The following is a 26,650-nucleotide window of genomic DNA, read 5'->3' as shown; positions in this document are numbered from 1 at the left end:
GCCCGCGGATGCGTGGTGAAGAGGCGGGCGTAGTCGCGGGCTAACCCGCTTCCACAGAGGGTGTGCAACCCCACCTGTGCGCCAGGGCCATGCCTTGTCGCTATATTTCATATGCCGGGCAGGCATCGTTTTTTCGGTGCACTGCTGCAGCCCTTGAACGACGCGGCCTGGGCGCAACCGTAGGTTCTTCATATTCAAAAAAGATCTATTTTTAATTTTAAATATTACTTTCTGGGATAAGCCTTCGCGCCCGATGATTCAGTCATGAATCACGCCCCCAGGGAGTTCTATCGATGGGTAATGTCCATTCGGCCGTCAGGGCCTACGACCAGCCATGGCGTCCGGCATCGGGCGACCTGGTCGAGCTTGGACGAACGCTTCGCCTGCCATTGGGCCAACTGCGCCTGCAACGCACGCCTGTCAGTGGCCTCAAGCGTCGCGACACGCTGGCACTAGGGCTGCTGGTGTTGGCCCTGCATGGCGCTGCGGCCTACTGGATCAGCCAGGCGCCGACACCAGTATTGCCCGTGGTTCCACCACAGATTCCGCCGATGACCATCGAGTTCGCCGCGCCCGCAACGCCTGTGGTCGACCCCCCTCCACCGGCTCCAGCGCCGCCTGTGGTCGAGCCGCCACCCCCTGTGGTGGACGAGCTGGCGGCCAAGCCTGCGCCAAAACCGATACCCAAGCCCAAGCCGAAACCTGCGCCCAAACCAGTGGCCAAGCCGCAGCCCAAGCCCGTCGAGGCGCCGCCCGCTCCACCGGTGGCGGCCCCCGCGCCGGTAGCTCCGCCGGCACCGGCGCCGGTTACGCCACCTTCGGCCAGCGCTGCCTATTTGAAGAACCCCGCGCCGCAGTACCCACAAATGGCCCATCGCCGGGGCTGGGAGGGTTCGGTGCTGCTGCGTGTCGAGGTGCTCGCCAACGGCAAGCCTGGGCAGATCCAGATCCAGAAGAGCAGCGGTCGCCAGGTGCTGGATGACGCGGCCCTCGCCGCAGTGACGCGCTGGAGCTTCGTGCCGGCCAAGCAGGGCAAGGTGGCCCAGGTTGGCTGGGTCAGCGTGCCGATCGATTTCAAGCTTCGTTAATTCGCGCCCATCGACGTACAAAGGAAGACTTCATCATGAGCCTGTTGGCATCCCCACTCGAATCCGTTGAAAGCGCCGTCATCTGGCTGCTGGTTGGTTTTTCCGTGGCCACCTGGGCGTTGGCCTTGGTCAAGGTCGTGCAGTTCGTGCGCCTGAAGCATCAGGATCGGCGCTTCCATGAGCAGTTCTGGGCGGCCTCGAGCCTCGATGCGGCAGCCCAGCCCAGCCACGATCTGCCCGGCCCCGCCGCCCGGGTGGCCCAGGAAGGCTACGCAGCGATTGCCGTCGGGGAGCCGGGCCAGGCCAATGACCTGAGCCATGCCATCAATCATCAGGACCGTCTAGAGCGCGCGCTGCGTCAGCAGATCGTGCGTGAACGTCGCTCCCTGGAAACGGGCCTGGCAGTGGTCGCCAGCATCGGCAGCACCTCGCCTTTCATCGGCCTGTTCGGCACCGTGTGGGGCATCATGGAAGCGCTCAAGGGCATCAGCGCGGCAGGTTCGGCGAGCCTTGAAACCGTGGCCGGGCCGATCGGCGCGGCGCTGGTGGCCACCGGTGTCGGTATCGCCGTCGCGGTGCCTGCGGTGCTGGTCTACAACTACTTCCTGCGCCGTCTCAAGCTGACCGCCGCCGACCTCGACGATTTCGCCCATGACTTCTACAGCCTGGCGCAGAAGAGTGCCTTCCGCGTACTGGTACACCCTGCGGTGCACAAGGCTCAGGCCGGATTCACCCAACCGGTGAAGGAGGCCTCCTGATATGGCCTTCTCGACCCAGGACAGCGACGAAGTCCTCAGTGACATCAACGTCACGCCCTTGGTGGACGTCATGCTGGTGCTGTTGGTGGTGTTCATCGTCACCGCACCGCTGCTGACCAACGCCATCCCCATTAACCTGCCCAAGACCGAGGCGGTGGCCCCGGTCGAGCAGAAGGACCCGCTGGTGGTGAGCATCGATGGCAGCGGCAAGCTGTTCATCAACAAGGACGAGATCCAGCCCGATCTGCTGGAAACCAACCTCAAGGACGCCAAGGCCAAGGACGCCGAGCTGCGCGTCCAGCTGCAGGCCGACGATGGCGTCAATTACGGCGAAGTGGCGCGGGCCATGGCTGCCATCGAACGTGCCGGGATCAGCAAGTTGGCGGTGATCACCGCACGCTGACCGGCAAACCCTCTTCAGGCAAGTGCTTCAGGGCCATTTTCCTTGGCAGGGGATGGCCCTTTTTTTGGGCTGTACGTTTTGAGCTTCGTGCGGCAAGAGGGCACGAGTTAGCGACTGAAGCGCGTCGCTTAAAACTTAAAGCTATTAATAAATAGCGCCTTATTCCTTTACTGGTATAACCGACTCCTCAATACTGTCCCAAGCACGCAAACTTCCAGGAGGCGTCCCCATGCGCAATGAGTCGATCCGTTACCTGATTGTGCCGGGCTGGCAAGGATCGCCAGACAACCATTGGCAAAGTCACTGGCAGCGTAGTCTGCCCAACAGCGTCCGGGTCGAGCAGCGCGACTGGCTCACGCCTCAGCGACGCGACTGGGTCCAGGCGCTGGAACAGGCGATCGCCGCCGAACGCTCGCCGGTGATCCTGATCGCCCATAGTCTGGGCTGCATCACCGTCGCTCATTGGGCCGCCCAGGCCCGCCCAGCCTTGCTGCGCCAAGTGCGCGGCGCATTGCTGGTGGCTCCGGCGGATGTCGAGCGGCCCACCTGCTCGCCCGCACTGCGCAATTTCGCACCGATCCCGCTGCAGCCGCTGCCATTTCCGAGTCAGGTGGTCAGCTCGGACAACGACCCGGCCGTCAGTGTGCCGCGTGCATTGCACCTGGCACGGGCCTGGGGTGCCGAGGCGGGGCTGCTGGCCAATGCCGGGCATATCAACGTCAAGTCCGGCCATGAGCGCTGGGAGCAAGGCTTCGCCTACCTCTATCGCCTGCAAGGCCGTATCGAACAGCGGGCCTTGCGCCGCGCCTGATCCGCGAACCGTTCACGTACACCAAGACGCCCGGCCGGCAACGGCCTCGGGCGGGAGCGCGTCATGACCCTTCACAACACTTTCGGTCAGCCTTTGCTGACCTTCCCCGAGCAAGACAAAAGCCCATTGAGCATCCGCGCCAAGGCGCTGGTGTTCATCGACCCTCGTTCGCAACAGCTGCGCGATGCCCTGGAGCGCCTGGCACCGCAACCGGTGCCAGTGCTGATCCGCGGCGAGACCGGTACCGGCAAGGAGCTGCTGGCCCGACAGGTCCATCGTGCCAGTGACCGTAGTGGGTTGTTCGTCTCGGTGAGCTGCGCGGCGATCAGCCCGACCTACGCCGATGCCGAGTTGTTCGGCTACAGCGCCGGCACCCTGGGGGGAACCGCCAGCGGCCGGGCGGGCTGGTTCGGCTCGGCCAATGGCGGCACCCTGTACTTGGACGAGATCGCCGCCCTGCCGCTGGCGATCCAGGGCAAGCTTCTGGCGGCGCTGGAGAACCGCGAAGTCACCCGCGTCGGCGCCCAGCGGCCGCAGCCGGTGGATGTCCGCTTGGTGGCGGCGTCCAGTATCGACCTGGCCCAGGCCGTGCGTGCCGGGCGCTTCAACGAGCGACTCTACCTCTACCTGCGCGAAGGCCAGCTGGAATTGCCGGCGCTACGCGAGCGGGTGGGAGATATCCTGCCGCTGGCCGAATACTTCATCGGAATCTACAGCCTACGCCTGGGCGTTCCGGTGCCGCTGATCAGCGAAGCCGCCCAGCAGGCCCTTGAGGCCCATGCCTGGCCCGGCAATACCCGCGAGCTGGAAAACGTCATCCACTTTGCCCTGTTGGTGAGCGAGGCCGGGGAAATCCTCCCGCAGCACCTGGACCTGCCCGACACCACGCCGCTGGCCAGCCTGGCGCGCCAACTTGCGCAACTGGGCCAGAGCCAGGAGTTGCAAACGAAATCGGCGCTGCGCCAATTGCTGGCTTCGACCTTGGCCAGCCTGGGCTAAACCCTGCGCTAGAGCGGGGCACCGTTGGTCAGAAGTAAACGCGGTAATGGCAATTTGTTTTGGTTATAAGTGGCTAAGCAAAAGATATTGTTAAGGAATAAAAATTCCCGGTATCGTCCGCTTCACGCCCCCATTCAAAGGGTGGGCACCGACTTCGCCATCATCAATGGCTCCAGCTTGATAACAAGGATCACCATGAAAAAAACTCTGCTGACCACTGCCCTGGCCGCTGCCCTGTCGCTGGCCGGTTTCGCCAACGCCGCCGAGAAGCTGGTCGTGGCTGCTACCCCCGTACCCCACGCCGAGATCCTCGAACTGATCAAGCCAGCCCTGGCCAAGGAAGGCGTGGACCTGCAGATCAAGGTCTTCACCGACTACGTCCAGCCTAACGTGCAGGTCGACCAGAAGCGTCTGGATGCCAACTACTTCCAGACCCTGCCGTACCTGAAGAACTTCAACGAAGGCAAGGGTACTCACCTGGAAACCGTGATCGGCGTACACGTCGAGCCGTTCGGTGGCTACTCCAAGAAGGTCAAGAGCCTGGCTGAGCTCAAGGACGGTGCCACTGTCGCCATCCCCAACGAAGGCAGCAACAGCGGCCGTGCGCTGATCCTGCTGCAAAAGGCAGGTCTGATCACCCTGAAAGATCCGAAGAATGCCCTGGCCACGCCCAAGGACATCGCCGAGAACCCGAAAAACCTGAAGTTCCGCGAGCTGGAATCGGCCATGCTGCCGCGCGTGCTCGATCAGGTCGACCTGGACATGATCAACACCAACTACGCCCTGGAAGCCGGTCTGAACCCGGCCAAGGACGCCCTGGTAATCGAAGGCAGCGACTCGCCGTACGTGAACTTCCTGGTTGCCCGCCCGGACAACAAGGACAGCGAGGCCATCCAGAAACTGGCCAAAGCCCTGACCAGCCCGCAGGTGAAGGAATTCATCGCCAAGAAGTACAGCGGTGCGGTGCTGCCGGCGTTCTGATCTTCACGCCTGAAAGAAAAACGCCGACGCATTTGCGTCGGCGTTTTCGTTCATGCCCCCGATTTGGCCAGCGCCCGACGCAAGGCCAGGAGCCATTGAAGTTGCTCGTTCGAAATGGGTGGGCAGGCGCTGTTCATTGGGGGAGTCCTGAAGGCTGTCTGAGTGCCCTTTGAGAGGCCATCGACAGGAAAGATCCCAGGTCAGGACGAAATTTCCGCGCCCGCCGACGAAGGGTACGCGTTGCGACCGATCGCAGACCTTGCCCTCAAGGGCACAGCGCCAAGCCGAAGAATGTCGCCGTACCTGTGGGAGCGGGTGGGGCTGCATGGCAGCCTCCGGGATTTCAGCTATTGCGCGGCAACCAGTTCAACAGAAACTCATTCACCACCTGCGGGCTCTCGAGACTCGAGATGTGCCCCGCGAACGGAATCTGCGCCGCCAGGCAGCCGATCAAGCGGGCCATTTCGTTGGACTCTGCCGGTGGCCGGGGAATGTCCTGGTCGCCATACAGCACGATAGTACGTTCGCCTGGCAATTCGCCCAGCCGCGCCAGCAGGTCTGGCCGGCCGAAAATCACTCGGCCCATCGGCTCGAGGCTTTCCCGGATCGCCTGGGCGCTGCTGGCCTTGAGCTGGGCGCGAAACTGCTCACGGATCTCTGGCACCGTCTGGCCGCCAGCATGGAAGAAGATCGGTACGACGATGTCGAGCAAGGCATCGCTGAACCCGCCCGCTGCGCTCGCGGCATCGAGCAGGCCAAAGTATTTCAGGCGGGTGGCGTCCGGCTCGGCGCCCAGGTAGGTGTCCATCAACACCAGGCGGTCGATGCGCTGGGGGTGCTCGATGGCCAGTTGTGCGCCCCACATGCCGCCGACCGACAGGCCGACCAGATGGCATTTCGGGATATCCAGGGCATCGAGCAATGCCAGGTGCTGGCGCGCCAGCGCGCTCATGTCGGTAGTGGTGGACGGTAGCGCTGCGGAGTCGCCGTGGCCCCAAAGCTCGGGCACGATCACCCGGAAGTGTTTCGACAGCGCCTCGATCTGCGGCTGCCACATGGCCGCCGACCACAGGTAGCTGTGGCCCAGCAGTACAGGGAAACCTTGGCCCTGGTCGACATAGCTCATGCGGGCGCCGTCGATTTCAATGAAGTGCTTGTGCATCGGGATCCTCGGGAGCGGGTTGAAGGTCATGGCTTGGGCCGTCACTGTACCGGCAGCAGTCGCAGGGTGCTTTGCGCTGGAATCACGCCCATCTGCGCCCGTTGATAACGCCCATTGATGTAATCCTCGGCTTGGTCGCCATAGTGCGGGTCGAACAGCACACCGCTCTGGCCTACCGGGTTGATGGTCAGGGCCGCGCCGGGGTCTGCGAAATCGATCAGGCGCCGGGTTGAGGGGCCGTAGTTGACTGCCCAGGGCGCCGGACCGATCTTCGCCGAGAGGTTGTTGGGCACCTCATGGGTACCGGGTGCGGCGAAGGGGCCAACGTTGAACAGCAGGTTCAGCGGCTTCTTCACTCCCAGCGGGTGGTTGTGGGTCAGGGTGTGGGCTTTGCCCCACTGCCAGCGGGCCGGGTCCTTGCCGAACGTCTCGCGCAGGTGAGCGAGGCTGCGTTGCCAGGCCAGCTTGACGATGGCGGTGCGGTCGGTATGTTCGCTGGCGCCGCGTAGCGCCCACCAAGGCGACTCGGGATCGGCCGCCAGGCGCGGCAGGGCTGCATCGATGACGCGGGTGTTGATCAGGACTGGGAACCAGGTATCTCCCAGTTCGTCGTGCAGGGCCGCGAAGGCCAGTTCATACAGGAACTGGTTGAACAGGGTCGCACTGGTCGAATCCAGCGGGTAGTCGCCCCGCCAGGCGGCCAATTGTTCCACCAGTTCCTTCTCCTGCTCGCCCTGAGCGATGGCGCGCAAAGTGCCCAGCAGCGGTGCCACGGTGCGTGGGCCGTAGTCGGTGGCGGTATCGAGCTGCAAAGCTTGGGTGTTTTGGGTGTCCCACTGGATGCCTGGCGCGGCCAGGTGTCGGTCGAGCTGGCGACCGCGGTCGGGCAGGTTGTAGTAGCCTGGGACCGGCACGACGGCCGGAGGCTGGAAGTTGGCCGAGACGATGTAGCCGCTGGCAGGGTTCTCTTGCTGCGGGTTCACGCTGAACGGGTAGAAGCCGGGTTTGTCGGCCTGGGACGTGCTGCCATCGAGAATGAACGACGGATTGACCCCCTCTGGGCGCACCGGCAATTGCGCTGCTGCCCACCAACCGATGTCGCCACGGGCATTGGCCCAGACAAGATTCAGGCCGGGGGCATGGATCTTCGCTGCCGCGTCGCGCATCTTGCCCAGGGTATCGGCGCGGTTCACCTGATAGAAGCCATCGAGCAAGGGGTTGTCGGTTTCCAGGAATGCCCACCACATGGCAATCGGCCTAGGCCCGGCGGTGGCGCCGATCACATCGTTGACGATCGGGCCGTGGGGCGAGCGACGTAGGGTGATAGACGCGGGGGCCTGGCCTTTGACAGCGATCTGCTGCTCGACTTTTTCCAGCGGCTGCCACCTGCCATCGACCCTGACCTGTTCGGGGTCGTTCGGGTTGACCTGCTCGGCGATCAGGTCTACGTCGTCGTTCTGGAACATGGTCAGGCTCCAGCCGAAGTCGAGGTTGTGACCGAGCAGGGCGAAGGGGTTGAGCGCCTGGAAGTAGCCATACAAGTTGAACCCCGGTGCCGACAGTTCGGCCTCGTACCACACTGCCGGGACGGCAAAGCCAATGTGCGGATCGCCGGCCAGCAATGGGCGGCCGCTGCGCGTGCGGGTGCCGGACACTGCCCAGGCATTGCTGCCTTCGAACTGGGGTATGCCGGCCTCGCCCAAGGCCTCGTGACTCAAGCGTGCCAACTGCTCCAGGCTGCGCCAGTCCGCGGCAGCCAGGGGCGCGGCCAGGGCGCCGTCCGGTTGCCAGTCGAGATCGAAGATTTCCAGGTACTGGGGGCCGAGCTGATCGCGGATGTAGGTCAGCGCAGGCTCGGTGCGAAAGGCGGCGGCGAAACTGTATGCCAGGTAGCCGGCGATGCTGAGCGTGTCCTCGGCGGTGAAGGGGCGTGGGTTGATGCCCAGCAGGTCGAACTCCATGGGCTTGGGGTGGCTGGCCTGCCATTGGTTGACCCCGTTCAGGTAGGCCTGCAACGCCTGCCAGGCCGGCGACTGCTTGTCCTGGCGCTGGGCCATGCGTGTGGCCTGTTCGCGGATACGCAGGCTGCGAAACAGGGTGTCGGTGGGGATCAGGTCGGCGCCCAGCACTTCGGCCAGTTCTCCACGGGCCAGGCGCCGCAGGATCTCCATCTGGAACAGCCGATCCTGGGCATGCACATAGCCCAGGGCTCGGTACAGGTCAGACTCGTTCTGCGCCTGCAGGTGAGGAACGCCGCGAGCGTCGTAGCGTACGCTGACCGGCGCCTCAAGGCCGGCAACACTCACCTGGCCCTCGCGCTGTGGCTGCTTGCCTTCCACGTACCAGTAACCGGCGCCCACGGCAGCGACAATCGCCACTGCCAGCAGGGTCAGGCTGCGCTTCATCAAGACTCCTTGTGCATTCGAGCTAAAAGTGTGGTCCGATCATCGACGGATTCGCGAACTGAGCATAGTCCCCTGGAAGGAGTCTCCATGTCCCTCAGCGAAAAACAGAAAATGCTGACTGGCCAGCTTTACCATGCCGGCTGCCCTGAACTGCAAGCCGAGCAGATCGCCAACAAGCACTGGATGCACCGCTACAACAGCAGTGTCGAGCTGCTCAACGACGCCCGCCACGCGCTGTTGGTCGAGCACTTCGGCCATGCCGGCCCAGGCGCAGTGATTCGTCCGCCATTTTATTGCGACTACGGCTACAACATCAGCGTGGGTGCCAACACCTTCATGAATTTCAATTGCGTGATCCTCGATGTGTTGCCGGTCCATATCGGCGAGGACTGCCAGATCGGCCCTGCGGTGCAGATCTACACCGCTGACCATCCGCTGGACCCCGAGGTGCGCCGCAGCGGGCTGGAGAGCGGCCGGCCGGTGCGCATTGGCAACAACGTGTGGATCGGTGGCGGGGCGATCATCCTGCCGGGCGTGAATATCGGCGACAACGCCGTGGTGGGCGCCGGCAGCGTGGTCACCCGTGACGTGCCGGCCGGGGCGATCGTGGTGGGCAACCCCGCGCGGGTGCGTCAGCCGCCCCAAGGGCAGTAGCAGCCCTGGGCCAGGGTGTTGGACGCGTTGACCTTGCGGCCTTCGACCAGCGCCTTGAGGACCGGCTCGATGAAGCTGTTGCTGGCATTGCACACGGCGCCCTCGCTATAAGGGCCGAAGTAGGCCAGGCGGCCTTCGCGGTCCCAGATGGCCACGGCGGGAGACGCCGGCAGGTGCTCGCTGCCGGGCAGCGCGGCCAAGGGTTGGAGCGCCGCCAGGTTGCCAGGCAACTGGCCTTGGCTACCGGGCTTTTGCACCACATGAAAGCGCACGCCTTGAGGTGCGAAATGTTCGATCAGCTCGCCCAGGTGCTGCTGGTTGCCGACGTTGCAGGGGCAGGCCGGGTCCCAGAAATGCACCACCCGGATCGGGCCTGGGCCGGCCAGCTCGGCGGGCAACTGCAACTGGCTGCCCTCGAACAGCGTTGTCTGGTCGTCGAACGTGCGCAGGTAACGCGCCTGGAAACTGGCGTACGCCCACCAGAGGACGGCAGCGCAGAGCAGCAATGCGAAGGCGGTCAGCAGGGATTTTCGGGTGGGCATGGTGTGTCCGCAGGACGTGGGGCAGCGAAAACCCTGTGGGAGCGGTCTGTTCTGGCGAAGGGTCTAGCTTGCCACGATGACGCCCAGAGCTGAATATCACAGGTCAATACTCGCTTCGCTGTGGATCCGCCCGATGCCCGCCACCTTTCACCCCGACCTCCTGCGCGCCAGCCTTGCGCCCTTGGCAGCCCGCCACCCTCTGTCGTCTCAAGGCCTGGACTACCAGCGTTTCTATGGCCTGGACCTGCTGGTGCGCCAAAGCTGGCTGGGCGGCTTCAAGGCGGCGGGCTTCGAGTTGGTGGGGCAGGTGTGGTTGCCGCAGCGGCCTGTGGCGACGCTGTTTCTGCTGCACGGCTACTACGACCACATGGGGCTGTACTGCCATGTGATCGAGTGGGCGTTGGGTCAGGGGTTTGCGGTCATCAGTTGCGACCTCCCTGGGCATGGGCTGTCGAGTGGCGAACGGGCCAGCATCACTGATTTCGCCGTCTACCAGCAGATGCTCGATGCCTTGTTCGAACAGGCCCGTCTGCTCGACTTACCACGCCCATGGCATCTGTGCGGGCAGAGCACTGGCGGGGCGATCGTGGTGGACCACGTGCTGCACCACGGCGAGCAGAGCCCGGCCGATGGCCAAGTGATCCTGCTGGCGCCTTTGGTGCGGCCACGCTCGTGGTATTGGTCGAAACTCAGCTATTGCGTGCTGCGCCACTTCGTCAACGGCATCGAGCGGCGCTTCAGCGAGAACAGTAACGATCCGGCGTTCCTGCCGTTCCTGGAGGCCGACCCACTGCAACCGCGGCGGTTGCCGACGGCCTGGGTCGGGGCTCTGGTGGCCTGGGTCAAGCGTATCGAGGCCGCGCCGCGTAGCGTGCGGCGACCGGTGATCGTGCAGGGGGAAGCCGACGCCACGGTGGATTGGCCCTACAACCTCAAGGTGCTCAAGGCGAAGTTCGCCGAGCCGCAGATCCTCATGCTGCCCGAGGCGCGTCATCATCTGGCCAACGAGCTGCCGGACATTCGCCAGCGCTACTTCGCCTTCATCGATCAGCGCCTTGGCTGATCACTGCAGGTCTGCGGCGCTCTGCCCCACCGCCAGACCGGCGCGCACCGCTTCCAGGGCAGCCTTGTAGTAGGCCTTGCCTTCGGCAGATTCGGCGAAGGTGGCGAATTCTTCGAGCTCGGCGTCGGACAGGTCGCGGTAGACGTACAGCAGGGTGTTGTTCAAATCCTCGCCGATCTGCTGCATCAGGCGCTGGCGCTGGCCATCGAGCAGGCTGCTGGCCTGACCTGCCCCGAACAGGCCGGGGATCATGGAGCTGAGACTGTCGGCTGCGACGCCGGCGATTGCCAGGCTCACCTCGGCACCGGCTTCCCGGGCAGGCAGGGCTTGGGCCAGGTGGCCGATGATCAGCATGCGGTTGTCGCTGGCCTGGATCTTCGGCAGACCTTTGGCGTTCTTGGCCAGTTGGTCCTTGCGCGTGGCCAGCAGTTCGGCGGCCACGACCTTGCGCCCAAGCGGCGATTGGAAGAAGGCCAGCGCAGGCGCAGGGTTGGGCAGGTTGGCGCGCAATTGCGCCTGGGCCCGGCGGTCCATGGCTTGGGCCTGGAAACGCTGGTTGCTGTTGTTGACCAGCGCCTGGTAGACCGCAGGCGGCAGGCTGTTCTTGTAGCGCTGCTGGGCAGCGCTCACGGCATCGGTGAAGTGGGCGCGCTGGTCGGGCCAGCCGGCGACCTTGTACAGCTGATCGAGACTGTCTGCCCAGACAGGCATGGTGCAGATCATCATCAGCAGCAGGGAAAACAAACGGCGCATTCAGGACTCCTGTCGGCAGGCCGCTATTGTCCTTGGGGCGGCGTGGCTTTGTCGAGACGCCGATGACGGTTGGCGGCCAAGTGGCGCTGTCGGTTTTCACGGCGAGTCGATACTATGCGCCATGCCCATCTCTCTTGAATATCCGATGCTTTCTACCATCGTCGACGACCTGGCCAACCGTGGTTGGTCTCGCCAGCCTTTTTTCCTGCCCGAAGCATTGATCAGCGCCTTGGCGGCCGAGTGCCGACACCGTGCCGCCGAGGGCGAATTGAGCCCGGCCGGCGTAGGGCGCGGCACCGGACAAGAGGTGCGCGAAGCGATCCGTGGCGACCGCATCCAATGGCTTGAGCCGGGTGAGTCCGAGGCCTGTGACCGCTACCTGGCGGCCATGGACAGCCTGCGCCAGGCGCTGAACCAGGGCTTGTACCTGGGCCTCGAGGACTTCGAGTGTCATTTCGCCTTGTATCCACCAGGCGCCTTCTATCGCCGTCATGTGGACCGTTTCCGCGACGACGACCGACGCGCGGTCTCGGCCATCCTTTATCTCAACGAGAATTGGCAACCCCAGGATGGTGGCCAGTTGCGCATGTTCCTCGCCGAGGACACGGAGCTGGATGTGCAGCCGGAGGCGGGCAGCCTGGTGGTGTTCCTGTCTGGGGATATCCCCCATGAAGTCTTGCCGGCCAGGCGTGATCGCCTGTCTCTGACCGGCTGGTTCCGCCGTCGTGGCAATGAACCGTTCTGATTTGCCCAGGGTCCTGGTCAGCGCCTGTCTGCTGGGGCAGCCGGTGCGCTACGACGGGCGCGACAGCGGGCACCCGGATCTTCTTCAGCGCTGGCAGGCCGAAGGCCGCGTGGTGCCGCTATGTCCAGAAGTGGCGGGCGGCCTGCCGACACCCCGCCCACCAGCGGAAATTCCGGGCGGGCAGGGGGCGGCGGTGCTGGACGGGCAGGCCCAGGTAGTGACGGTGACCGGGTTGGATGTCAGCGAAGCCTTTCTTGCTGGCGCCCGGCAGGCCCTGGCGCTGGTGCGTGAACATGGCATCCGTGTGGCGGTGCTCAAGGCAGGCAGCCCTTCATGTGGCAACCGGTTGACCTACGATGGGACCTTCAGCGGCGTGAAGGTCCCGGGGGAAGGGGTGACCACAGCGCTGTTGCGCCGCGAAGGCGTGCTGGTGTTCAGCGAGCTGGAGCTCGAAGACGCACAGCGAGCGCTGGAAGGTATGAGCCACTAGCAAGGATTCGCCAGACGATAAAGGCCGATGCCCCCTGCAGCGTTTGGCAGGCCATCACTGGCTCGCTGCCTGGTTCTTGAGCCACTTCTGTTCCAATGCCGTCAGACGGCCGTCGTCCTTGATGCGCTGCAGGGCATTGTTCACAGCGCTTTCGAACGCCGGGTTGTCCTTCTGAAATGGAATCACCCGTGCGTCGGCGCCATAGGGCTGACTGATATCCAATTGCCCATCGAGTGTCTGTTTGGCATCGAGCTGATCGAGGGCGATGTCGAACTTGCCGCTCTGAACGCCAGGCAGCAACTGGTCCGCGGGGGCCTCGACGAATTGTGCACGCACGTCCAGTTCCTTGGCGATGGCCTGGCCCAGCTCGATCTCGAAGCCGGTCAGGTGTTCGTTTTCCTTGTAGGCGTAGGGTGGGGTATCGGATTGCACGGCAATGCGCAGCTCGCCCCGGTCGTTGACTTCGTCTATCAGCTCGGCCTGGGCCAATGGGCTGATCAAAAGTGCCAGCAGTACGCCAGTGCTCAAACGCATGAATGCCCCCATTTTCTTTTGGCAGTTGAATATGTTTCGCCGCGACTTTCTGACTTGTTACGGTCGAATGCAGGCTATGACCTTAGCTGCGCTGCAATGTTTTGAGCGTCGATCATTTTTTCTGGTCCTGTCCGGCAAGACCTTGGCGCCCAATTGAACTATGGTGATTTATCGCTGCGGTTCGTTAATGGACAGTAGTCAATGAAAGTGAAACACAGGAGATGTGAATGAACAGCCTATTTTCGCGTGCTGCCGTTGCCGGCTTGTTGATGGGGGTGTCGGTGTTCGCGGGCGCCGCGGACGCGCTGAAGAGTCAGGAGCCGCCCGAGGGCGCCAAGGTCTTCATCGTTTCCCCCGCTGACGGAGCGACCGTCGACAAGACCTTCACGGTCAAGTTCGGCATCGAGGGCATGGGGCTCAAGCCTGCGGGCGATGCGACCCCGCACACGGGTCACCATCACCTGCTGGTTGATGTCGACAAAGAGCCTGCGGCTGACCAGCCGCTGCCGACCACCTTGATGCCGGAGAACAACGCGCCACTGCCGGCCGGCCCGCAAGTGTTGCACTTCGGCAAGGCGCAGACCGAAGCCACCATCACACTGGCGCCGGGCAAGCACACCCTGCAGCTAGTCCTGGGGGACCGGTTCCATGTGCCATTCAAGCCAAGCGTCGAGTCCCAGAAGATCACCGTGCAGGTGAAGTAAATCCCGACCTTTTCGCGGCCCTCCAGGCGCAGCGAGAGGTTTCCAGAGCGACACATGACCTGTGGTGGCGGGTTTATCCGTGAAACAAACACCGCCAATGCACAGGCAAAAAAAAGGAGGCCCCGCAGGCCTCCTGTTTTATGTGACGCAGTAACTTAGAACAGCACGCGAGAGCGGATAGTGCCCTTGACCTGCTGGAGTTTTTCCTGCGCCAGGTCCGAGTATTCGGCATCCACGTCGATGACCACGTAACCCACTTTCTCGTCGGTCTGCAGGAACTGACCGGAGATGTTGATCCCGTTTTCGGCGAAGACTTTGTTGATTTCGCTGAGTACGCCGGGGATGTTTTGGTGGATGTGCAGCAGGCGGTGCTTGCCTGGGTGCGCCGGGAGGGCAACTTCGGGGAAGTTGACCGACGATACGGACGTACCGTTGTCGCTGTACTTGACCAGCTTTTCGGCCACTTCCAGGCCGATGTTGGCCTGGGCTTCGGCGGTGGAACCACCGATGTGTGGGGTCAGGATCACGTTGTCCAGGCCGCGCAGCGGGCTTTCGAACTGCTCGTCGTTGGAGCGCGGCTCGACCGGGAAGACGTCGATGGCGGCGCCGATCAGATGCTGGTCCTTGATCGCGGCAGCCAGGTGGTCGAGCTCGACCACGGTGCCACGGGCGGCGTTGATCAGGATCGAGCCCTTCTTCATCGCACGGATTTCCTTCTCGCCGATCATCCACTGGGTGGATGGCAGCTCAGGCACGTGCAGCGAGACGATGTCGGCCAGGCCCAGCAGCTCGTGCAGGCTGGTCACCTGGGTGGCGTTGCCCAGCGGCAGCTTGGTCAGCGGATCGTAGAAGTAGACCTGCATGCCCAGGCTTTCGGCCAGGACCGACAATTGGGTGCCGATCGAGCCGTAGCCGACGATGCCCAGTTTCTTGCCACGGATCTCGAAGGAATTGGCCGCGCTCTTGATCCAGCCGCCACGGTGGCAGGAAGCGTTCTTCTCGGGGATGCCACGCAGCAGCAGGATGGCTTCGGCCAGCACCAGCTCGGCAACGGAGCGGGTGTTGGAGAATGGCGCGTTGAACACGGCGATACCGCGCTCGCGGGCTGCGTTCAGGTCGACCTGGTTGGTACCGATGCAGAAGCAGCCGACAGCGACCAGTTTCTTCGCGCAGTCGAAGATCTCTTCGGTCAGCTGGGTGCGGGAGCGAATGCCGATGAAGTGGGCATCAGCGATCTTTTCCTTAAGCTCTGCTTCCGGCAAGGAACCAGTGAGGTACTCGATATTGGTGTACCCGGCAGCCTTGAGGGTATCGACCGCATTCTGGTGCACACCTTCAAGAAGAAGGAACTTGATCTTGCTCTTGTCGAGAGAAGTCTTGCTCATCTGCGTAAACCTGTATCCCGGAGAAAAAATGGCAGGGGGTAAAGCGGCGCGGTGTCGGCCTTAGCACGAACGGCGGGAGCGCTATGCTAGCATACGCGACAGAATCTGAGCTTATCCCGACAGGTGAAGAGTGCTCAGGGTGACTATGAATGGTTCGAGAGTTCAGCCGATGACCAACACCGCGGTACTTGATGAACTGATGACCCTGGTCGACCCGAGCAAGGTTCTTACCGACCCGGCTTCGCTGGAGGCCTACGGCAAGGACTGGACCAAGCACTATCCACCGGCGCCCTCGGCGATCGTCTTCCCTCGGACCATCGAGCAGGTGCAGGCCATTGTCGCCTGGGCCAATCGACATCAAGTCGCGTTGGTGCCCTCGGGCGGGCGCACCGGCCTCTCTGCCGCCGCGGTGGCCGCCAACGGCGAGGTGGTGGTGGCCTTCGACTACATGAACCGGATCCTCGACTTCAACGCCTTCGACCGCACCGTGGTGTGCCAACCGGGCGTGATCACTCGCCAGTTGCAGCAGTTCGCCGAGGACAACGGCCTTTATTACCCGGTGGATTTCGCCTCGTCGGGCTCCAGTCAGATCGGTGGCAACATCGGCACCAATGCCGGCGGCATCAAGGTCATTCGCTATGGCATGACCCGTAACTGGGTAGCAGGGCTGAAAGTGGTGATCGGCAAGGGTGAGCTGCTCGAGTTGAACAAGGGCCTGATCAAGAACGCCACCGGCTACGACCTGCGTCAGTTGTTCATTGGCGCCGAAGGCACCCTGGGCTTCGTGGTCGAGGCCACGCTGCGTCTGGACCGTGCGCCGCGCAACTTGACCGCCATGGTGTTGGGTACGCCGGACTTCGACTCGATCATGCCAGTGCTGCATGCCTTCCAGGGCAGGCTCGACCTCACCGCGTTCGAATTTTTCTCCGACAGGGCCTTGGCCAAGGTCATGGGGCGTGGCGACGTGCCGCCGCCGTTCGAGACCGATTGCCCGTTCTATGCCCTGCTGGAGTTCGAAGCCAGCACCGAAGATGTGGCCAACGAAGCCCTGGCCACCTTCGAGCATTGCGTCGAGCAGGGCTGGGTACTCGATGGCGTGATGAGCCAGAGCGAGACCCAACTCAAGAACCTATGGAAACTGCGCGAGTACATCTCCGAAACCATTTCCCACTGGACACCCTACAAGAACGACATTTCCGTCACGGTTTCGAAGGTGCCGGCGTTCCTGCGGGACATCGATGCCATCGTCGGTCAGCACTATCCGGACTTCGAAGTGGTCTGGTACGGCCATATCGGCGACGGCAACCTGCACCTGAACATCCTCAAGCCCGATGACATGGCCAAGGACGCGTTTTTCGCCACCTGCGCCAAGGTCAACAAATGGGTGTTCGAGATCGTCCAGCGTTACAACGGCTCGATCTCCGCCGAGCATGGCGTGGGCATGACCAAGCGCGACTACCTGGGCTACAGCCGCTCGCCTGAGGAAATTGCCTGCATGAAGGCAATAAAGGGAGTGTTCGACCCGAACGGCATCATGAATCCGGGTAAGATCTTCGCTCCTGAATAAGTACGCAGTATCCAGAGGAGTCGGCCATGAGTTACCAGCACCAGTACCTAGACGGCACGCGCATCCACTTTCCCCTGGGCAAGGTGGTCTGCATAGGCCGTAACTACGCCGAACATGCCAAGGAGCTGGACAACCCAATCCCCAGCGAGCCTCTGCTGTTCATAAAGCCCGGCAGTTGTGTGGTGCCCTTGGAGGGTGGTTTCAAGATCCCGATCGAGCGGGGGGCCGTGCATTATGAAGCGGAGATTGCCGTGCTGGTCGGCAAGCCGCTGTCGACCCACCCCAGCGAAGAAGAAGTGCGCGATGCCATTTCCGGCTTTGCCCCGGCCTTGGACCTGACCCTGCGCGACGTGCAGGCCAAGCTCAAGGAGAAGGGCCTGCCTTGGGAACTGGCCAAGAGCTTCGACGGTGCCTGCGTCCTGCCGCCGTTCGTGGTCGCCGACACCTTCGAGGACCTGACCGATATCGGCATTCGCCTGTCGATCAATGGCGAAGTCCGCCAGGACGGCAACAGCGCGATGATGCTCAACCCCATCGTGCCGGTCATCCAGCATATTGCCGCCCACTTCTCCCTGCTCCCGGGTGATGTCATCCTCACCGGTACACCCGTTGGCGTCGGCCCCTTGAGCGTGGGCGATGAGCTGGTGTTGGAGCTTCCCGGCGCGAGCCGCTTCGAAAGCCGCGTGTTGTGACCCGCTGACGATGGCAGTCTTGTCGGGCTGTCATCGTATTCAACGCGATATTTGCCGTTTTTTTCACAAATCATCCGGATAATGCCCCGGATATTTCATTAGCCGAAGTTAGGGAGAACTCGGCGATACCAGGAAGCGCTCTTCTATGGCATTTACCTCCAGTGCTCCACGCCCAGTTCGCAAGCGCGGTATTTTCCGTCGTTGGCAGGTATGGGTAGGGGTAGTCGCAGTGTTGGGCTATGTCCTGGCGGTGATCATGCATTGGGACGATCGCGCCGTGCTGTGGGTCAAGGAGCGCTTCGAGAGTAAGGTCGAGCGCGGTGAAAGCGTCTGGCTGCCGGACTACGTGGCGGACATCGATGCCAAGGTATTGCCGGACATGTCGGACGATGAGCCATCGGACCTGGCGTTCAACCCGTTTACCCGGACCCTGTTCGCGGTAATGGGGAACAACCCTTTCCTGGTCGAGCTGAGCCTCGAGGGTGATGTGCTGCGCAAGATCCCGCTGGTGGGCTGGGACAACCCCGAAGGGGTCGCGGTGTTGGCCGATGGCCAGATCGCGATTGTCGACGAGCGCAAGCATGACATGACCCTAGTGAGCGTGGATGCCAGCACCACCAGCTTGACCTACGCGGACCATCCGCACCACGACCTGGGCAAGTCAGCCAACAGCAACAAGGGTTTCGAGGCCATCGCCTGGGACCCTGTCCGCCAGCGTCTGCTGTTGGGTGAAGAGCGTCCGCCCAAACTGTATGCCTGGAGCACCGATGGCAAAAGCCCGCTCAAAGGCGAAAAGCAGGTTGTGCCCAGCGACCAGCTCGATGTGCGCAATCTCTCCGCCTTGTGGGTCGATCCCCGCACGGGCCATTTGCTGGTCTTGTCGGCTGATTCCAACTTGCTGCTGGAACTGGACGAAAAGGGCAAACAGGTCAGCTTCATGACGTTGCTCGGCGGTTTCAACGGCTTGAAGCACACCATTCCGCGCGCCGAGGGCGTGGCGACGGATGACCAAGGCAACCTGTACATGGTGAGTGAGCCAGACCTTTTCTATCGTTTCAGAAAGAACTGACGGCATTAAGTTTTATTTCAGTCGACCATGATTAGATTCCGGCCTTTCTTATCGGATCTATCTTCATGTGTCGTCGTTCACGCCTGTTCCTTGTTCTGGTGCCATGCCTTGCGCTGCTGGCGGGTGGATTGGCCGCCCATGAGTTTCGTCTGTTCGAGCGTGGCTGGTTCAATCTTCAGGCTTGGTGGCAGCCTGCCGAGCAGGGTATAGGCCTTGATCGTTACCGTGTGACGCTCGAAGCCCAGCCTATCGCAGGGTTGGATGACGATATCTCGGCGCTGACCTTCGACCCCGACCGCAAGACCCTCTTCACCGTCACCAACAAACGCTCCGAACTCATCGAACTGTCGCTAGAAGGTCGCATCCTGCGCCGCGTCCCCCTGACCGGCTTCGGCGATCCCGAGGCGGTGGAATACGTGGGGACCAACAGTTATGTGATCACTGACGAGCGTGAGCAGCGGCTGATCCGCGTGCATCTGGACGACGACACGCTGTTTCTCGACGCCAACGATGCCGAGCAGCTCACCTTGGCCATTGGTCGTAATGGCAACAAGGGCTTCGAAGGCCTGGCCTACGACTCGGCAGGCAAGCGCCTGTTCGTGGCCAAGGAGCGCGACCCGATGATGATCTACGAGATTCACGGCTTCCCCCACGGAAAACCCGGAAAACCCTATGCGGTGCATGTGGTGCAGGACCGCAAGCGCGATTCGCGGTTGTTCGTGCGTGACCTGTCGAGCCTGCAGTTCGACGAGCGCACGGGGCATTTGCTGGCGCTGTCGGATGAGTCCCGGTTGGTGGTGGAACTGGATGTGGAGGGCCGGCCGCTGAGCACGCTTTCGTTGAACAAAGGCTTCCAGGGGCTCAAACGCAGTGTGCCGCAGGCCGAGGGCCTGGCCATGGACGAGGAGGGGACCATCTATCTGGTCAGCGAGCCGAACCTGTTCTACGTCTTCAGGCAATCGACAGATTGAACGCGGGTCGCGAGCAGGTCTGAGCTCAAAGTCGCCAATTCCCACCGGATACCGGTGGAAACTGGCGAAGTCTTCAATGGGCTGCAATGCAGCCCCAGAAGGGTTACTCGGCCTTGAGCGTCTTGACGCCTTCGGCGGTGCCGAGCAGCAGCAGGTCCGCCGGACGGGCCGCGAACAGGCCGTTGGTGACCACGCCGACGATGGCGTTGATCTGCGACTCCAGGCCGACCGGGTCGGTGATTTGCAGGTTGTGCACGTCGAGAATGACGTTGCCGTTGTCGGTCACCACGCCTTCGCGATACACCGGGTCGCCGCCGAGCTTGACCAGCTGGCGAGCCACGTGGCTGCGGGCCATGGGGATCACCTCGACCGGCAGCGGGAAGGCGCCCAGCACGGGCACCAGCTTGCTGGCGTCGGCGATGCAGATGAAGGTCTTGGCCACCGCCGCGACGATCTTCTCCCGTGTCAGGGCCGCACCGCCGCCCTTGATCAGGTTCAGGTGTGCATCGCTCTCGTCGGCACCGTCCACATAGAACTCCAGTTCGCTGACACTGTTGAGTTCGTACACCGGGATGCCGTGGGACTTCAGGCGCTCGGCGGTGGCTTCGGAGCTGGCGACAGCGCCGTCGAAGGCGGTCTTGTGCTTGGCCAGGGCATCGATGAAGAAGTTGGCGGTCGAACCGGTGCCGACGCCGACGACGCTTTTCTCATCCAGCTTGGGCAGAATGAAGTCGACGGCAGCCTGGGCGACGGCCTGTTTGAGTTGGTCCTGGGTCATGCGGGCTCCGAGAGGGGCGGGATTTCAAAGCCCGGTATTATAGACGCAAGTGCCGGCAAAACCTCGGTTTCGCTGTGGTCGCCCGACGTAGCGCTGCGGTAGACTCCCAGGCCTTGTCCCGCGGCCAGTGATGCTTTCCCGATGCTCGAACAGTACGTCAAGAAGATCCTCACCTCGCGCGTCTACGACGTCGCGGTCGAAACCCCGCTGCAGAGCGCTGGCCAGTTGAGCAAGCGGCTGGGCAACCAGGTCTTGCTCAAGCGCGAGGATCTGCAGCCGGTGTTCTCCTTCAAGATCCGTGGGGCGTACAACAAACTGGCGCAGCTGAGCCCAGAAGAACTGGCCCGCGGCGTGGTCACCGCCTCGGCCGGCAACCATGCCCAAGGTGTGGCACTGGCGGCGCGCGAACTGGGTATCAAGGCAACGATCGTGATGCCTAAGACCACCCCGGAGATCAAGGTCGAAGGCGTGCGCTCGCGCGGCGGCAAGGTGGTGCTGCACGGCGACTCCTTCCCCGAGGCGCTGGCGTATTCGCTCAAGCTGGTGGACGAAAAGGGCTTCGTTTACATCCACCCCTATGACGACCCTCACACCATTGCCGGTCAAGGCACGGTGGCCATGGAGATCTTGCGCCAGCACCCTGGGCGCCTGGACGCGATCTTCGTGCCTGTCGGCGGCGGTGGCCTGATCGCCGGCATCGCCGCCTACGTGAAGTACCTGCGTCCCGAGATCAAGGTGATCGGCGTCGAGCCGGACGATTCCAACTGCCTGCAGGCCGCGATGGCTGCAGGCGAGCGCGTGGTGCTACCGCAGGTCGGCCTGTTCGCCGACGGCGTGGCGGTGGCGCAGATCGGCCAGCATACCTTCGACATCTGCCGACACCATGTGGACGAGGTAGTGACAGTCAGCACCGACGAGATTTGCGCTGCCATCAAGGATATCTACGACGATACCCGCTCGATCACCGAACCTGCAGGCGCCTTGGGCGTGGCGGGCATCAAGAAATACGTCGAGCTGTATGGCGTATCCGGCCAGACCCTGGTGGCGATCGACTCGGGTGCCAACGTCAATTTCGACCGCCTGCGCCATGTGGCCGAGCGCGCCGAACTGGGCGAAAAGCGCGAGGCGATCATCGCTGTGACCATTCCAGAGCGACCGGGCAGCTTCAAGGCATTCTGCGAGGCGATCGGCAAGCGCCAGATCACCGAGTTCAACTACCGTTACCACGCCGACAAGGAAGCGCACATCTTCGTTGGCGTGCAGACTCACCCTGAAACCGATCCGCGGGCAATGCTGGTCCAACAACTGACCGAGCAAGGCTTCCCTGTCACCGACCTGACCGACAACGAACTGGCCAAGCTGCATATCCGCCACATGGTCGGCGGGCACTCGGCAGGGGCCAGCGACGAGATGGTGCTGCGCTTCGAGTTCCCCGAGCGCCCAGGGGCGCTGTTCAATTTCCTCAACAAACTCGGCGGTCGCTGGAACATCTCCATGTTCCACTACCGCAACCACGGCGCAGCCGATGGCCGAGTGGTCGCAGGCTTGCAGGTACCGGACGACGAACGCCACCTGGTACCGGCGGCACTGGCCAAGATCGGCTACCCGTACTGGGACGAGACCGATAACCCGGCCTACAAGCTGTTCCTGGGCTAAACGACTAAGCTTGCCCTATCGCTCAAGGACGTGAAGACATGGAATACCTGACCACCCTCAAGGCCCTGCACATCGGTGCCACCGTGTTGTTGCTACTGGGCGCGCTGGGCCTGTCGATCTGGACCGTCGCTGCCCGCCGTCGTGGCGATGCCGAGGCCTACGGCAAGCTGCTGCGCCGGCCTCTGGTGTTTGTCTGGTTGTTGATGGGCGTTTGCTTGGTGAGCATGCCGTTCACCGGTTGGTGGCTGGTGCACCTGATCGGCTGGCCCCTGGGGCAGACGTGGTTACTGGCCTCCAGCGTCATCTACAGCGTGGGCGCGTTCACTGCCTGGTGGTTGTTGGTCCGTCTCAACCGTCTGCGCAAGGCTGAACCCACGGGGTTGCGCTTGACCCTGGCGTTGGCGTTGATCAGTGGCGTGTGCTTGCTCTCCATCGCCGGACTGATGGGCGCCAAGCCGATCTGAGCCCCAAGGGGCCGTTCCACGCCCCATCGCAGGCTTGGCCAGCTTCCACCTGGATCCGCTTTGAAAGGTAGGCGCTGGCGCAGCTCCGATGCTCCGTCACCAACCCTTCATGAAACCGCGGTATATCGTTACAGACCCTCGGCGACGTTCATGAGCCGGGCCTTGGCAAGACCCCATGGAACACAGAGTTTTCACCTCGCCGCACATAAGCTTGGCGGGCGCGTTGCTGCGCTCGTGAGCTTTGTGGAACAATGCGTTGACATGCGTTTGCGAGGTTGCTGCCGTGATCGACCCGGATGGTTTTCGCCCCAATGTCGGGATCATTCTTACGAATGATGCCGGGCAGGTGCTATGGGCTCGACGGATCAACCAGGATGCCTGGCAATTCCCCCAGGGTGGCATCAACCCTGACGAGACGCCGGAAGACGCCCTGTACCGCGAGCTGAACGAAGAAGTAGGCCTGGAACGCGAGGATGTGGAAATTCTTGCCTGCACCCGTGGCTGGTTGCGTTATCGTTTACCCCAGCGCCTGGTGCGCACCCACAGCCAGCCCCTGTGCATTGGCCAGAAACAGAAGTGGTTCCTGCTGCGCCTTGTGAGCAATGAGCAGCGGGTACGCATGGACCTGACCGGCAAGCCGGAATTCGACGGCTGGCGTTGGGTCAGCTACTGGTATCCCTTGGGCCAGGTGGTGACATTCAAGCGTGAGGTCTATCGCCGCGCCTTGAAAGAGCTAGCCCCGCGCCTGTTGACGCGCGACTGACGACGGAGTCCGACCCCGAGCCATGCTCAATACGCTGCGCAAGATCGTCCAGGAAGTGAACTCCGCCAAAGATCTCAAGACGGCGTTGGGGATCATTGTCTTGCGCGTCAAGGAAGCCATGGGCAGCCAGGTCTGCTCGGTCTACCTGCTCGATCCGGATACCAACCGTTTCGTGCTCATGGCCACCGAGGGCTTGAACAAACGCTCCATCGGCAAGGTCAGCATGGCCCCCAACGAAGGCCTGGTTGGCCTGGTCGGTACCCGGGAAGAGCCGCTGAACCTCGAAGACGCCGCCGCCCACCCCCGTTATCGCTACTTCGCCGAAACCGGCGAGGAGCGCTTCGCCTCCTTCCTCGGTGCACCGATCATCCACCACCGTCGTGTGGTCGGGGTGTTGGTCATCCAGCAAAAGGAGCGCCGCCAGTTCGACGAAGGCGAAGAAGCCTTCCTGGTCACCATGAGCGCCCAGCTCGCAGGCGTTATCGCCCATGCCGAGGCCACCGGCTCCATCCGTGGCCTGGGCCGCCAGGGCAAGGGCATCCAGGAGGCGCGCTTCGTCGGTGTGCCTGGCTCGCCGGGCGCTGCCGTCGGCAAGGCCGTGGTGATGCTGCCGCCGGCCGATCTGGAAGTGGTCCCGGACAAGACCGTCGAGGACATCGACACTGAACTCAAGTTGTTCAACACCGCTTTGGAGGGTGTGCGCGCCGACATGCGCAAGTTGTCGGCCAAGCTCGCCACCCAGCTGCGCCCGGAAGAGCGCGCGCTGTTCGACGTCTACCTGATGATGCTCGAGGATGCGGCCCTGGGCGGCGAGGTGGCGCAGGTCATCAAGACCGGCCAATGGGCCCAGGGCGCCCTGCGCCAGGTGGTGGGCGAGCACGTCAGCCGCTTCGAGTTGATGGACGACGATTACCTGCGTGAGCGGGCATCGGACGTCAAGGACCTGGGCCGGCGCCTGCTGGCCTATCTCCAGGAGGCGCGCTCGCAGACGTTGGTATACCCGGACAACACCATTCTGGTCAGCGAGGAGCTGACCCCGGCGATGCTTGGCGAGGTCCCGGAGGGCAAGCTGGTCGGCCTGGTGTCGGTACTCGGTTCGGGCAACTCCCACGTGGCGATCCTGGCTCGGGCCATGGGCATCCCGACGGTCATGGGCCTGGTCGACCTGCCGTACTCGAAAGTCGACGGCATCGAGATGATCGTCGACGGCTACAAGGGTGAGGTGTTCACCAACCCGGGCGAGGTGCTGCGCAAGCAGTACAGCGATGTGGTCGAGGAGGAGCGCCAGCTGGCCCAGGGGCTGGATGCCCTGCGTGAGCTGCCCTGCGTGACCCCGGATGGCCACCGCATGCCGTTGTGGGTCAACACGGGGCTGCTGGCCGATGTCGCCCGTGCCCAGCAGCGTGGTGCCGAAGGCGTGGGCCTGTACCGCACCGAAGTGCCTTTCATGATCAACCAGCGCTTCCCCAGCGAGAAGGAACAGCTGACGATCTACCGTGAGCAGCTGCAGGCGTTCCATCCGCTGCCTGTGACCATGCGCAGCCTCGATATCGGCGGCGACAAGGCGCTTTCGTACTTCCCGATCAAGGAAGAAAACCCCTTCCTGGGCTGGCGTGGCATCCGTGTGACCCTCGACCACCCGGAAATCTTCCTGGTGCAGACCCGCGCCATGCTCAAGGCCAGCGAGGGCCTGAACAATTTACGCATTCTGCTGCCGATGATCTCTGGCATCCATGAGCTGGAAGAGGCGCTGCACCTGATCCACCGCGCCTGGGGCGAGGTGCGGGACGAAGGCACCGATGTGCCGATGCCGCCGGTCGGGGTGATGGTCGAAATTCCTGCTGCGGTTTATCAGACCCGCGAGCTTGCGCGGCAGGTGGACTTCCTGTCGGTCGGTTCCAACGACCTTACCCAGTACCTGTTGGCGGTCGATCGGAACAACCCGCGCGTCGCCGACCTCTACGACTACTTGCATCCGGCGGTGCTTCAGGCCTTGCAGACCGTGGTCAGCGTCGCCCATGAAGAAGGCAAGCCGGTGAGCATTTGCGGTGAGATGGCCGGCGATCCAGCTGCCGCCGTGCTGCTTATGGCGATGGGCTTCGATAGCCTGTCGATGAACGCCACAAACCTGCCAAAGGTGAAGTGGATGCTGCGTCAGATCAACATGAGCAAGGCCAAGGAACTGCTGGTCGATGCCATGAGCCATGACAACCCGCAGGTTATCCACAGCTCGCTGCAGTTGGCCCTGAAGAACCTGGGGCTGGCGCGGATGATCGGGCCTGGGGCCAACAAGACCCTCTGACATCACTCCTGGCCTCTTCGTGGGTAAACCCGCGAAGAGGCCGGTACACCAATGCCTTTCAAACCAGCAGCTCGACCTCTCCCAAGTGCCCGCCAAAGGGCCCGAAACTGCGCTCGATGATTCGCCGCCGCCCTTGGTCATCGACCAGCAATACCGTACTCGCCCGTGTTCCATAGTTCTGGCTGGCAATGAACACGCTCGACAGCAGCTTCTCGGTCGCCAGCCCCACGCCAGTTTCCGGCAGATCGCTTTCATGGGCCGGCGCTGCATCGGCGAGCAACGCCAGCAGATGCTCTGGCTGAGGATCCTCAAGTAACGCCTCCAGCCCACTACGCGCCTTGATCAGCTTGGGCCAGGGCGTATCCAGCCCGGCATTGGACAGCCCGTACACCCCAGGCTCCAGCAGGCGCGGCGAGGTCTGGCGTGCGTTCAGGTAACCCAGCTGCCCGGCATCGCCCACCAGTAGATTGAATCCTGAGTACTGGCTGCTGCGGCTGGCCACGTGGTCGAGATAAGCCTCCACGCCCAGGTCCCCGCGCAGATACGCCGTCACCAGCTCGCCGCGTGAGCGTGGCCCGAGTGGCTGTTGTGGGTCACGGATGTTGGTCAGCGCCGCGAAGCGTCCCTGGGGGCCTATGCCCAGCCAGGTGCCACCGGCTTCCAGGTCGCGACCGGCATGCACGCCCGGGGCGTCCTCCCAGGCGGCCAGGGCTTGGGTCGGGCGGGCGTAGAACTCGTCACGGTTGGCCGCGACGATCAGCGGCAGGGCGTGCCCCGGCCGCCAGGCGAAAACGATCAGGCACATGTCAGGGCCTCGGTTGTTTTGGCCACTCTACCCACTAGGCCTGCGTCTATCCATCACCTGACAGAGAGTTCACTAGAGCCACGGGGCTGGCTTCCGCTACCATGGC

27 protein-coding genes are annotated in these 26,650 nt (G+C 63.0%); 19 read left to right on the top strand and 8 right to left on the bottom strand.

Annotated features, from left to right (window positions below):
- The first annotated feature begins 293 nt into the window (after positions 1 to 293).
- The 6 genes from HMPREF3173_RS04975 (at position 294) to HMPREF3173_RS04950 (ending at position 5,040) form a co-directional block, all read left to right on the top strand.
- A complete protein-coding gene (locus tag HMPREF3173_RS04975; protein WP_070571768.1) occupies positions 294 to 1,088 on the top strand; it encodes an energy transducer TonB in 795 nt (264 codons plus the stop codon).
- A 35-nt stretch (positions 1,089 to 1,123) separates the two neighbouring features.
- Positions 1,124 to 1,846 (top strand): MotA/TolQ/ExbB proton channel family protein, encoded by a 723-nt coding sequence (locus HMPREF3173_RS04970; RefSeq protein WP_070571767.1) that lies wholly within the window; start codon positions 1,124 to 1,126, stop codon positions 1,844 to 1,846.
- A gap of 1 nt (position 1,847) precedes the next feature.
- A complete protein-coding gene (locus HMPREF3173_RS04965; protein WP_070571766.1) occupies positions 1,848 to 2,249 on the top strand; it encodes an ExbD/TolR family protein in 402 nt (133 codons plus the stop codon).
- A 229-nt stretch (positions 2,250 to 2,478) separates the two neighbouring features.
- A complete protein-coding gene (locus HMPREF3173_RS04960; RefSeq protein ID WP_070571765.1) occupies positions 2,479 to 3,060 on the top strand; it encodes an alpha/beta hydrolase in 582 nt (193 codons plus the stop codon).
- Positions 3,061 to 3,123: 63 nt separating this feature from the next.
- Positions 3,124 to 4,059, top strand: coding sequence for a sigma 54-interacting transcriptional regulator (locus HMPREF3173_RS04955; protein ID WP_070571764.1), 936 nt, complete (start codon positions 3,124 to 3,126; stop codon positions 4,057 to 4,059).
- A gap of 195 nt (positions 4,060 to 4,254) precedes the next feature.
- Positions 4,255 to 5,040 (top strand): MetQ/NlpA family ABC transporter substrate-binding protein, encoded by a 786-nt coding sequence (locus HMPREF3173_RS04950; RefSeq protein WP_070571763.1) that lies wholly within the window; start codon positions 4,255 to 4,257, stop codon positions 5,038 to 5,040.
- A 343-nt stretch (positions 5,041 to 5,383) separates the two neighbouring features.
- On the opposite strand, the gene HMPREF3173_RS04945 is transcribed toward HMPREF3173_RS04950, so the two are convergent.
- Positions 5,384 to 6,202, bottom strand: a complete 819-nt coding sequence (locus HMPREF3173_RS04945) for an alpha/beta fold hydrolase (protein ID WP_070571762.1) — start codon at positions 6,200 to 6,202, stop codon at positions 5,384 to 5,386.
- Positions 6,203 to 6,243: 41 nt separating this feature from the next.
- Complete coding sequence (locus HMPREF3173_RS04940; RefSeq protein WP_070571761.1) at positions 6,244 to 8,607, bottom strand: penicillin acylase family protein; 2,364 nt, start codon at positions 8,605 to 8,607, stop codon at positions 6,244 to 6,246.
- An 87-nt stretch (positions 8,608 to 8,694) separates the two neighbouring features.
- On the opposite strand from HMPREF3173_RS04940, the gene HMPREF3173_RS04935 reads away from it, so the two are divergent.
- A complete protein-coding gene (locus HMPREF3173_RS04935) occupies positions 8,695 to 9,261 on the top strand; it encodes a sugar O-acetyltransferase (protein WP_070571760.1) in 567 nt (188 codons plus the stop codon).
- Here the strand turns inward: HMPREF3173_RS04935 and HMPREF3173_RS04930 are convergent.
- Positions 9,240 to 9,803 carry a DUF6436 domain-containing protein gene (locus HMPREF3173_RS04930; RefSeq protein ID WP_070571759.1) on the bottom strand — a complete coding sequence of 188 codons (564 nt, stop codon included), beginning with the start codon at positions 9,801 to 9,803 and terminating at the stop codon, positions 9,240 to 9,242. The genes HMPREF3173_RS04935 and HMPREF3173_RS04930 overlap by 22 nt on opposite strands.
- Before the next feature lie 133 nt (positions 9,804 to 9,936).
- Here HMPREF3173_RS04930 and HMPREF3173_RS04925 point away from each other — a divergent pair, with 133 nt between their 5' ends.
- A complete protein-coding gene (locus tag HMPREF3173_RS04925; protein ID WP_070571758.1) occupies positions 9,937 to 10,866 on the top strand; it encodes a phospholipase BipL in 930 nt (309 codons plus the stop codon).
- Here the strand turns inward: HMPREF3173_RS04925 and HMPREF3173_RS04920 are convergent, their stop codons facing one another.
- Positions 10,867 to 11,619 carry a DUF2059 domain-containing protein gene (locus HMPREF3173_RS04920; protein ID WP_070571757.1) on the bottom strand — a complete coding sequence of 251 codons (753 nt, stop codon included), beginning with the start codon at positions 11,617 to 11,619 and terminating at the stop codon, positions 10,867 to 10,869.
- Positions 11,620 to 11,740: 121 nt separating this feature from the next.
- On the opposite strand from HMPREF3173_RS04920, the gene HMPREF3173_RS04915 reads away from it, so the two are divergent.
- On the top strand, positions 11,741 to 12,364 hold the full coding sequence (locus tag HMPREF3173_RS04915; protein ID WP_070571756.1) for a 2OG-Fe(II) oxygenase: 624 nt from the start codon (positions 11,741 to 11,743) through the stop codon (positions 12,362 to 12,364).
- The gene (locus tag HMPREF3173_RS04910) at positions 12,351 to 12,854 is read left to right on the top strand and encodes a 2-thiouracil desulfurase family protein (protein WP_070571755.1); all 504 of its coding nucleotides are present in this window, start codon (positions 12,351 to 12,353) and stop codon (positions 12,852 to 12,854) included. The genes HMPREF3173_RS04915 and HMPREF3173_RS04910 overlap by 14 nt, the downstream gene beginning before the upstream one ends.
- Positions 12,855 to 12,908: 54 nt before the next feature.
- Here HMPREF3173_RS04910 and HMPREF3173_RS04905 read toward each other — a convergent pair whose 3' ends face one another.
- Positions 12,909 to 13,388 (bottom strand): transporter substrate-binding domain-containing protein, encoded by a 480-nt coding sequence (locus HMPREF3173_RS04905; protein WP_070571754.1) that lies wholly within the window; start codon positions 13,386 to 13,388, stop codon positions 12,909 to 12,911.
- A 227-nt stretch (positions 13,389 to 13,615) separates the two neighbouring features.
- Between HMPREF3173_RS04905 and HMPREF3173_RS04900 the strand changes: the two genes are divergently transcribed.
- On the top strand, positions 13,616 to 14,092 hold the full coding sequence (locus tag HMPREF3173_RS04900; protein WP_070571753.1) for a DUF4399 domain-containing protein: 477 nt from the start codon (positions 13,616 to 13,618) through the stop codon (positions 14,090 to 14,092).
- A gap of 155 nt (positions 14,093 to 14,247) precedes the next feature.
- On the opposite strand, the gene serA is transcribed toward HMPREF3173_RS04900, so the two are convergent.
- Complete coding sequence (gene serA / locus HMPREF3173_RS04895) at positions 14,248 to 15,477, bottom strand: phosphoglycerate dehydrogenase (protein ID WP_043211478.1); 1,230 nt, start codon at positions 15,475 to 15,477, stop codon at positions 14,248 to 14,250.
- A 169-nt stretch (positions 15,478 to 15,646) separates the two neighbouring features.
- On the opposite strand from serA, the gene HMPREF3173_RS04890 reads away from it, so the two are divergent.
- The 4 genes from HMPREF3173_RS04890 (at position 15,647) to HMPREF3173_RS04875 (ending at position 19,776) form a co-directional block, all read left to right on the top strand.
- Positions 15,647 to 17,044, top strand: a complete 1,398-nt coding sequence (locus HMPREF3173_RS04890) for an FAD-binding oxidoreductase (RefSeq protein ID WP_070571752.1) — start codon at positions 15,647 to 15,649, stop codon at positions 17,042 to 17,044.
- A gap of 26 nt (positions 17,045 to 17,070) precedes the next feature.
- Entirely contained in the window at positions 17,071 to 17,736 is a 666-nt protein-coding gene (locus HMPREF3173_RS04885) for a fumarylacetoacetate hydrolase family protein (RefSeq protein WP_070571751.1), read from the top strand.
- Positions 17,737 to 17,881: 145 nt separating this feature from the next.
- Positions 17,882 to 18,805, top strand: a complete 924-nt coding sequence (locus HMPREF3173_RS04880) for an SdiA-regulated domain-containing protein (protein ID WP_070571750.1) — start codon at positions 17,882 to 17,884, stop codon at positions 18,803 to 18,805.
- A 65-nt stretch (positions 18,806 to 18,870) separates the two neighbouring features.
- Positions 18,871 to 19,776: an SdiA-regulated domain-containing protein gene (locus HMPREF3173_RS04875; protein ID WP_043211469.1), complete on the top strand. Its 906-nt coding sequence runs from the start codon at positions 18,871 to 18,873 to the stop codon at positions 19,774 to 19,776.
- Between the two features lie 103 nt (positions 19,777 to 19,879).
- Here HMPREF3173_RS04875 and rpiA read toward each other — a convergent pair whose 3' ends face one another.
- A complete protein-coding gene (gene rpiA / locus HMPREF3173_RS04870; protein WP_043211467.1) occupies positions 19,880 to 20,554 on the bottom strand; it encodes a ribose-5-phosphate isomerase RpiA in 675 nt (224 codons plus the stop codon).
- A 141-nt stretch (positions 20,555 to 20,695) separates the two neighbouring features.
- On the opposite strand from rpiA, the gene ilvA reads away from it, so the two are divergent.
- The 4 genes from ilvA to ptsP all read left to right on the top strand — a co-directional run bounded on the left by ilvA (position 20,696) and on the right by ptsP (position 25,739).
- The gene (ilvA, locus tag HMPREF3173_RS04865) at positions 20,696 to 22,210 is read left to right on the top strand and encodes a threonine ammonia-lyase, biosynthetic (protein WP_070571749.1); all 1,515 of its coding nucleotides are present in this window, start codon (positions 20,696 to 20,698) and stop codon (positions 22,208 to 22,210) included.
- 38 nt (positions 22,211 to 22,248) lie between these two features.
- A complete protein-coding gene (locus HMPREF3173_RS04860) occupies positions 22,249 to 22,674 on the top strand; it encodes a DUF2269 family protein (protein ID WP_070571748.1) in 426 nt (141 codons plus the stop codon).
- Between the two features lie 283 nt (positions 22,675 to 22,957).
- Positions 22,958 to 23,437 carry an RNA pyrophosphohydrolase gene (locus tag HMPREF3173_RS04855; protein WP_029614755.1) on the top strand — a complete coding sequence of 160 codons (480 nt, stop codon included), beginning with the start codon at positions 22,958 to 22,960 and terminating at the stop codon, positions 23,435 to 23,437.
- Positions 23,438 to 23,459: 22 nt separating this feature from the next.
- Positions 23,460 to 25,739, top strand: coding sequence for a phosphoenolpyruvate--protein phosphotransferase (gene ptsP / locus HMPREF3173_RS04850; protein ID WP_070571747.1), 2,280 nt, complete (start codon positions 23,460 to 23,462; stop codon positions 25,737 to 25,739).
- Positions 25,740 to 25,797: 58 nt separating this feature from the next.
- On the opposite strand, the gene HMPREF3173_RS04845 is transcribed toward ptsP, so the two are convergent.
- Entirely contained in the window at positions 25,798 to 26,544 is a 747-nt protein-coding gene (locus tag HMPREF3173_RS04845) for an NRDE family protein (protein ID WP_070571746.1), read from the bottom strand.
- Positions 26,545 to 26,650 lie beyond the last annotated feature (106 nt).

It is taken from the genome of Pseudomonas sp. HMSC08G10 (genome assembly GCF_001808425.1).
In the GTDB taxonomy this organism is placed as follows: Bacteria; Pseudomonadota; Gammaproteobacteria; order Pseudomonadales; family Pseudomonadaceae; genus Aquipseudomonas; species Aquipseudomonas guariconensis.
Note: the sequence above shows the minus strand (reverse complement) of the source record. Positions and strands in the feature narration are given on the sequence as shown.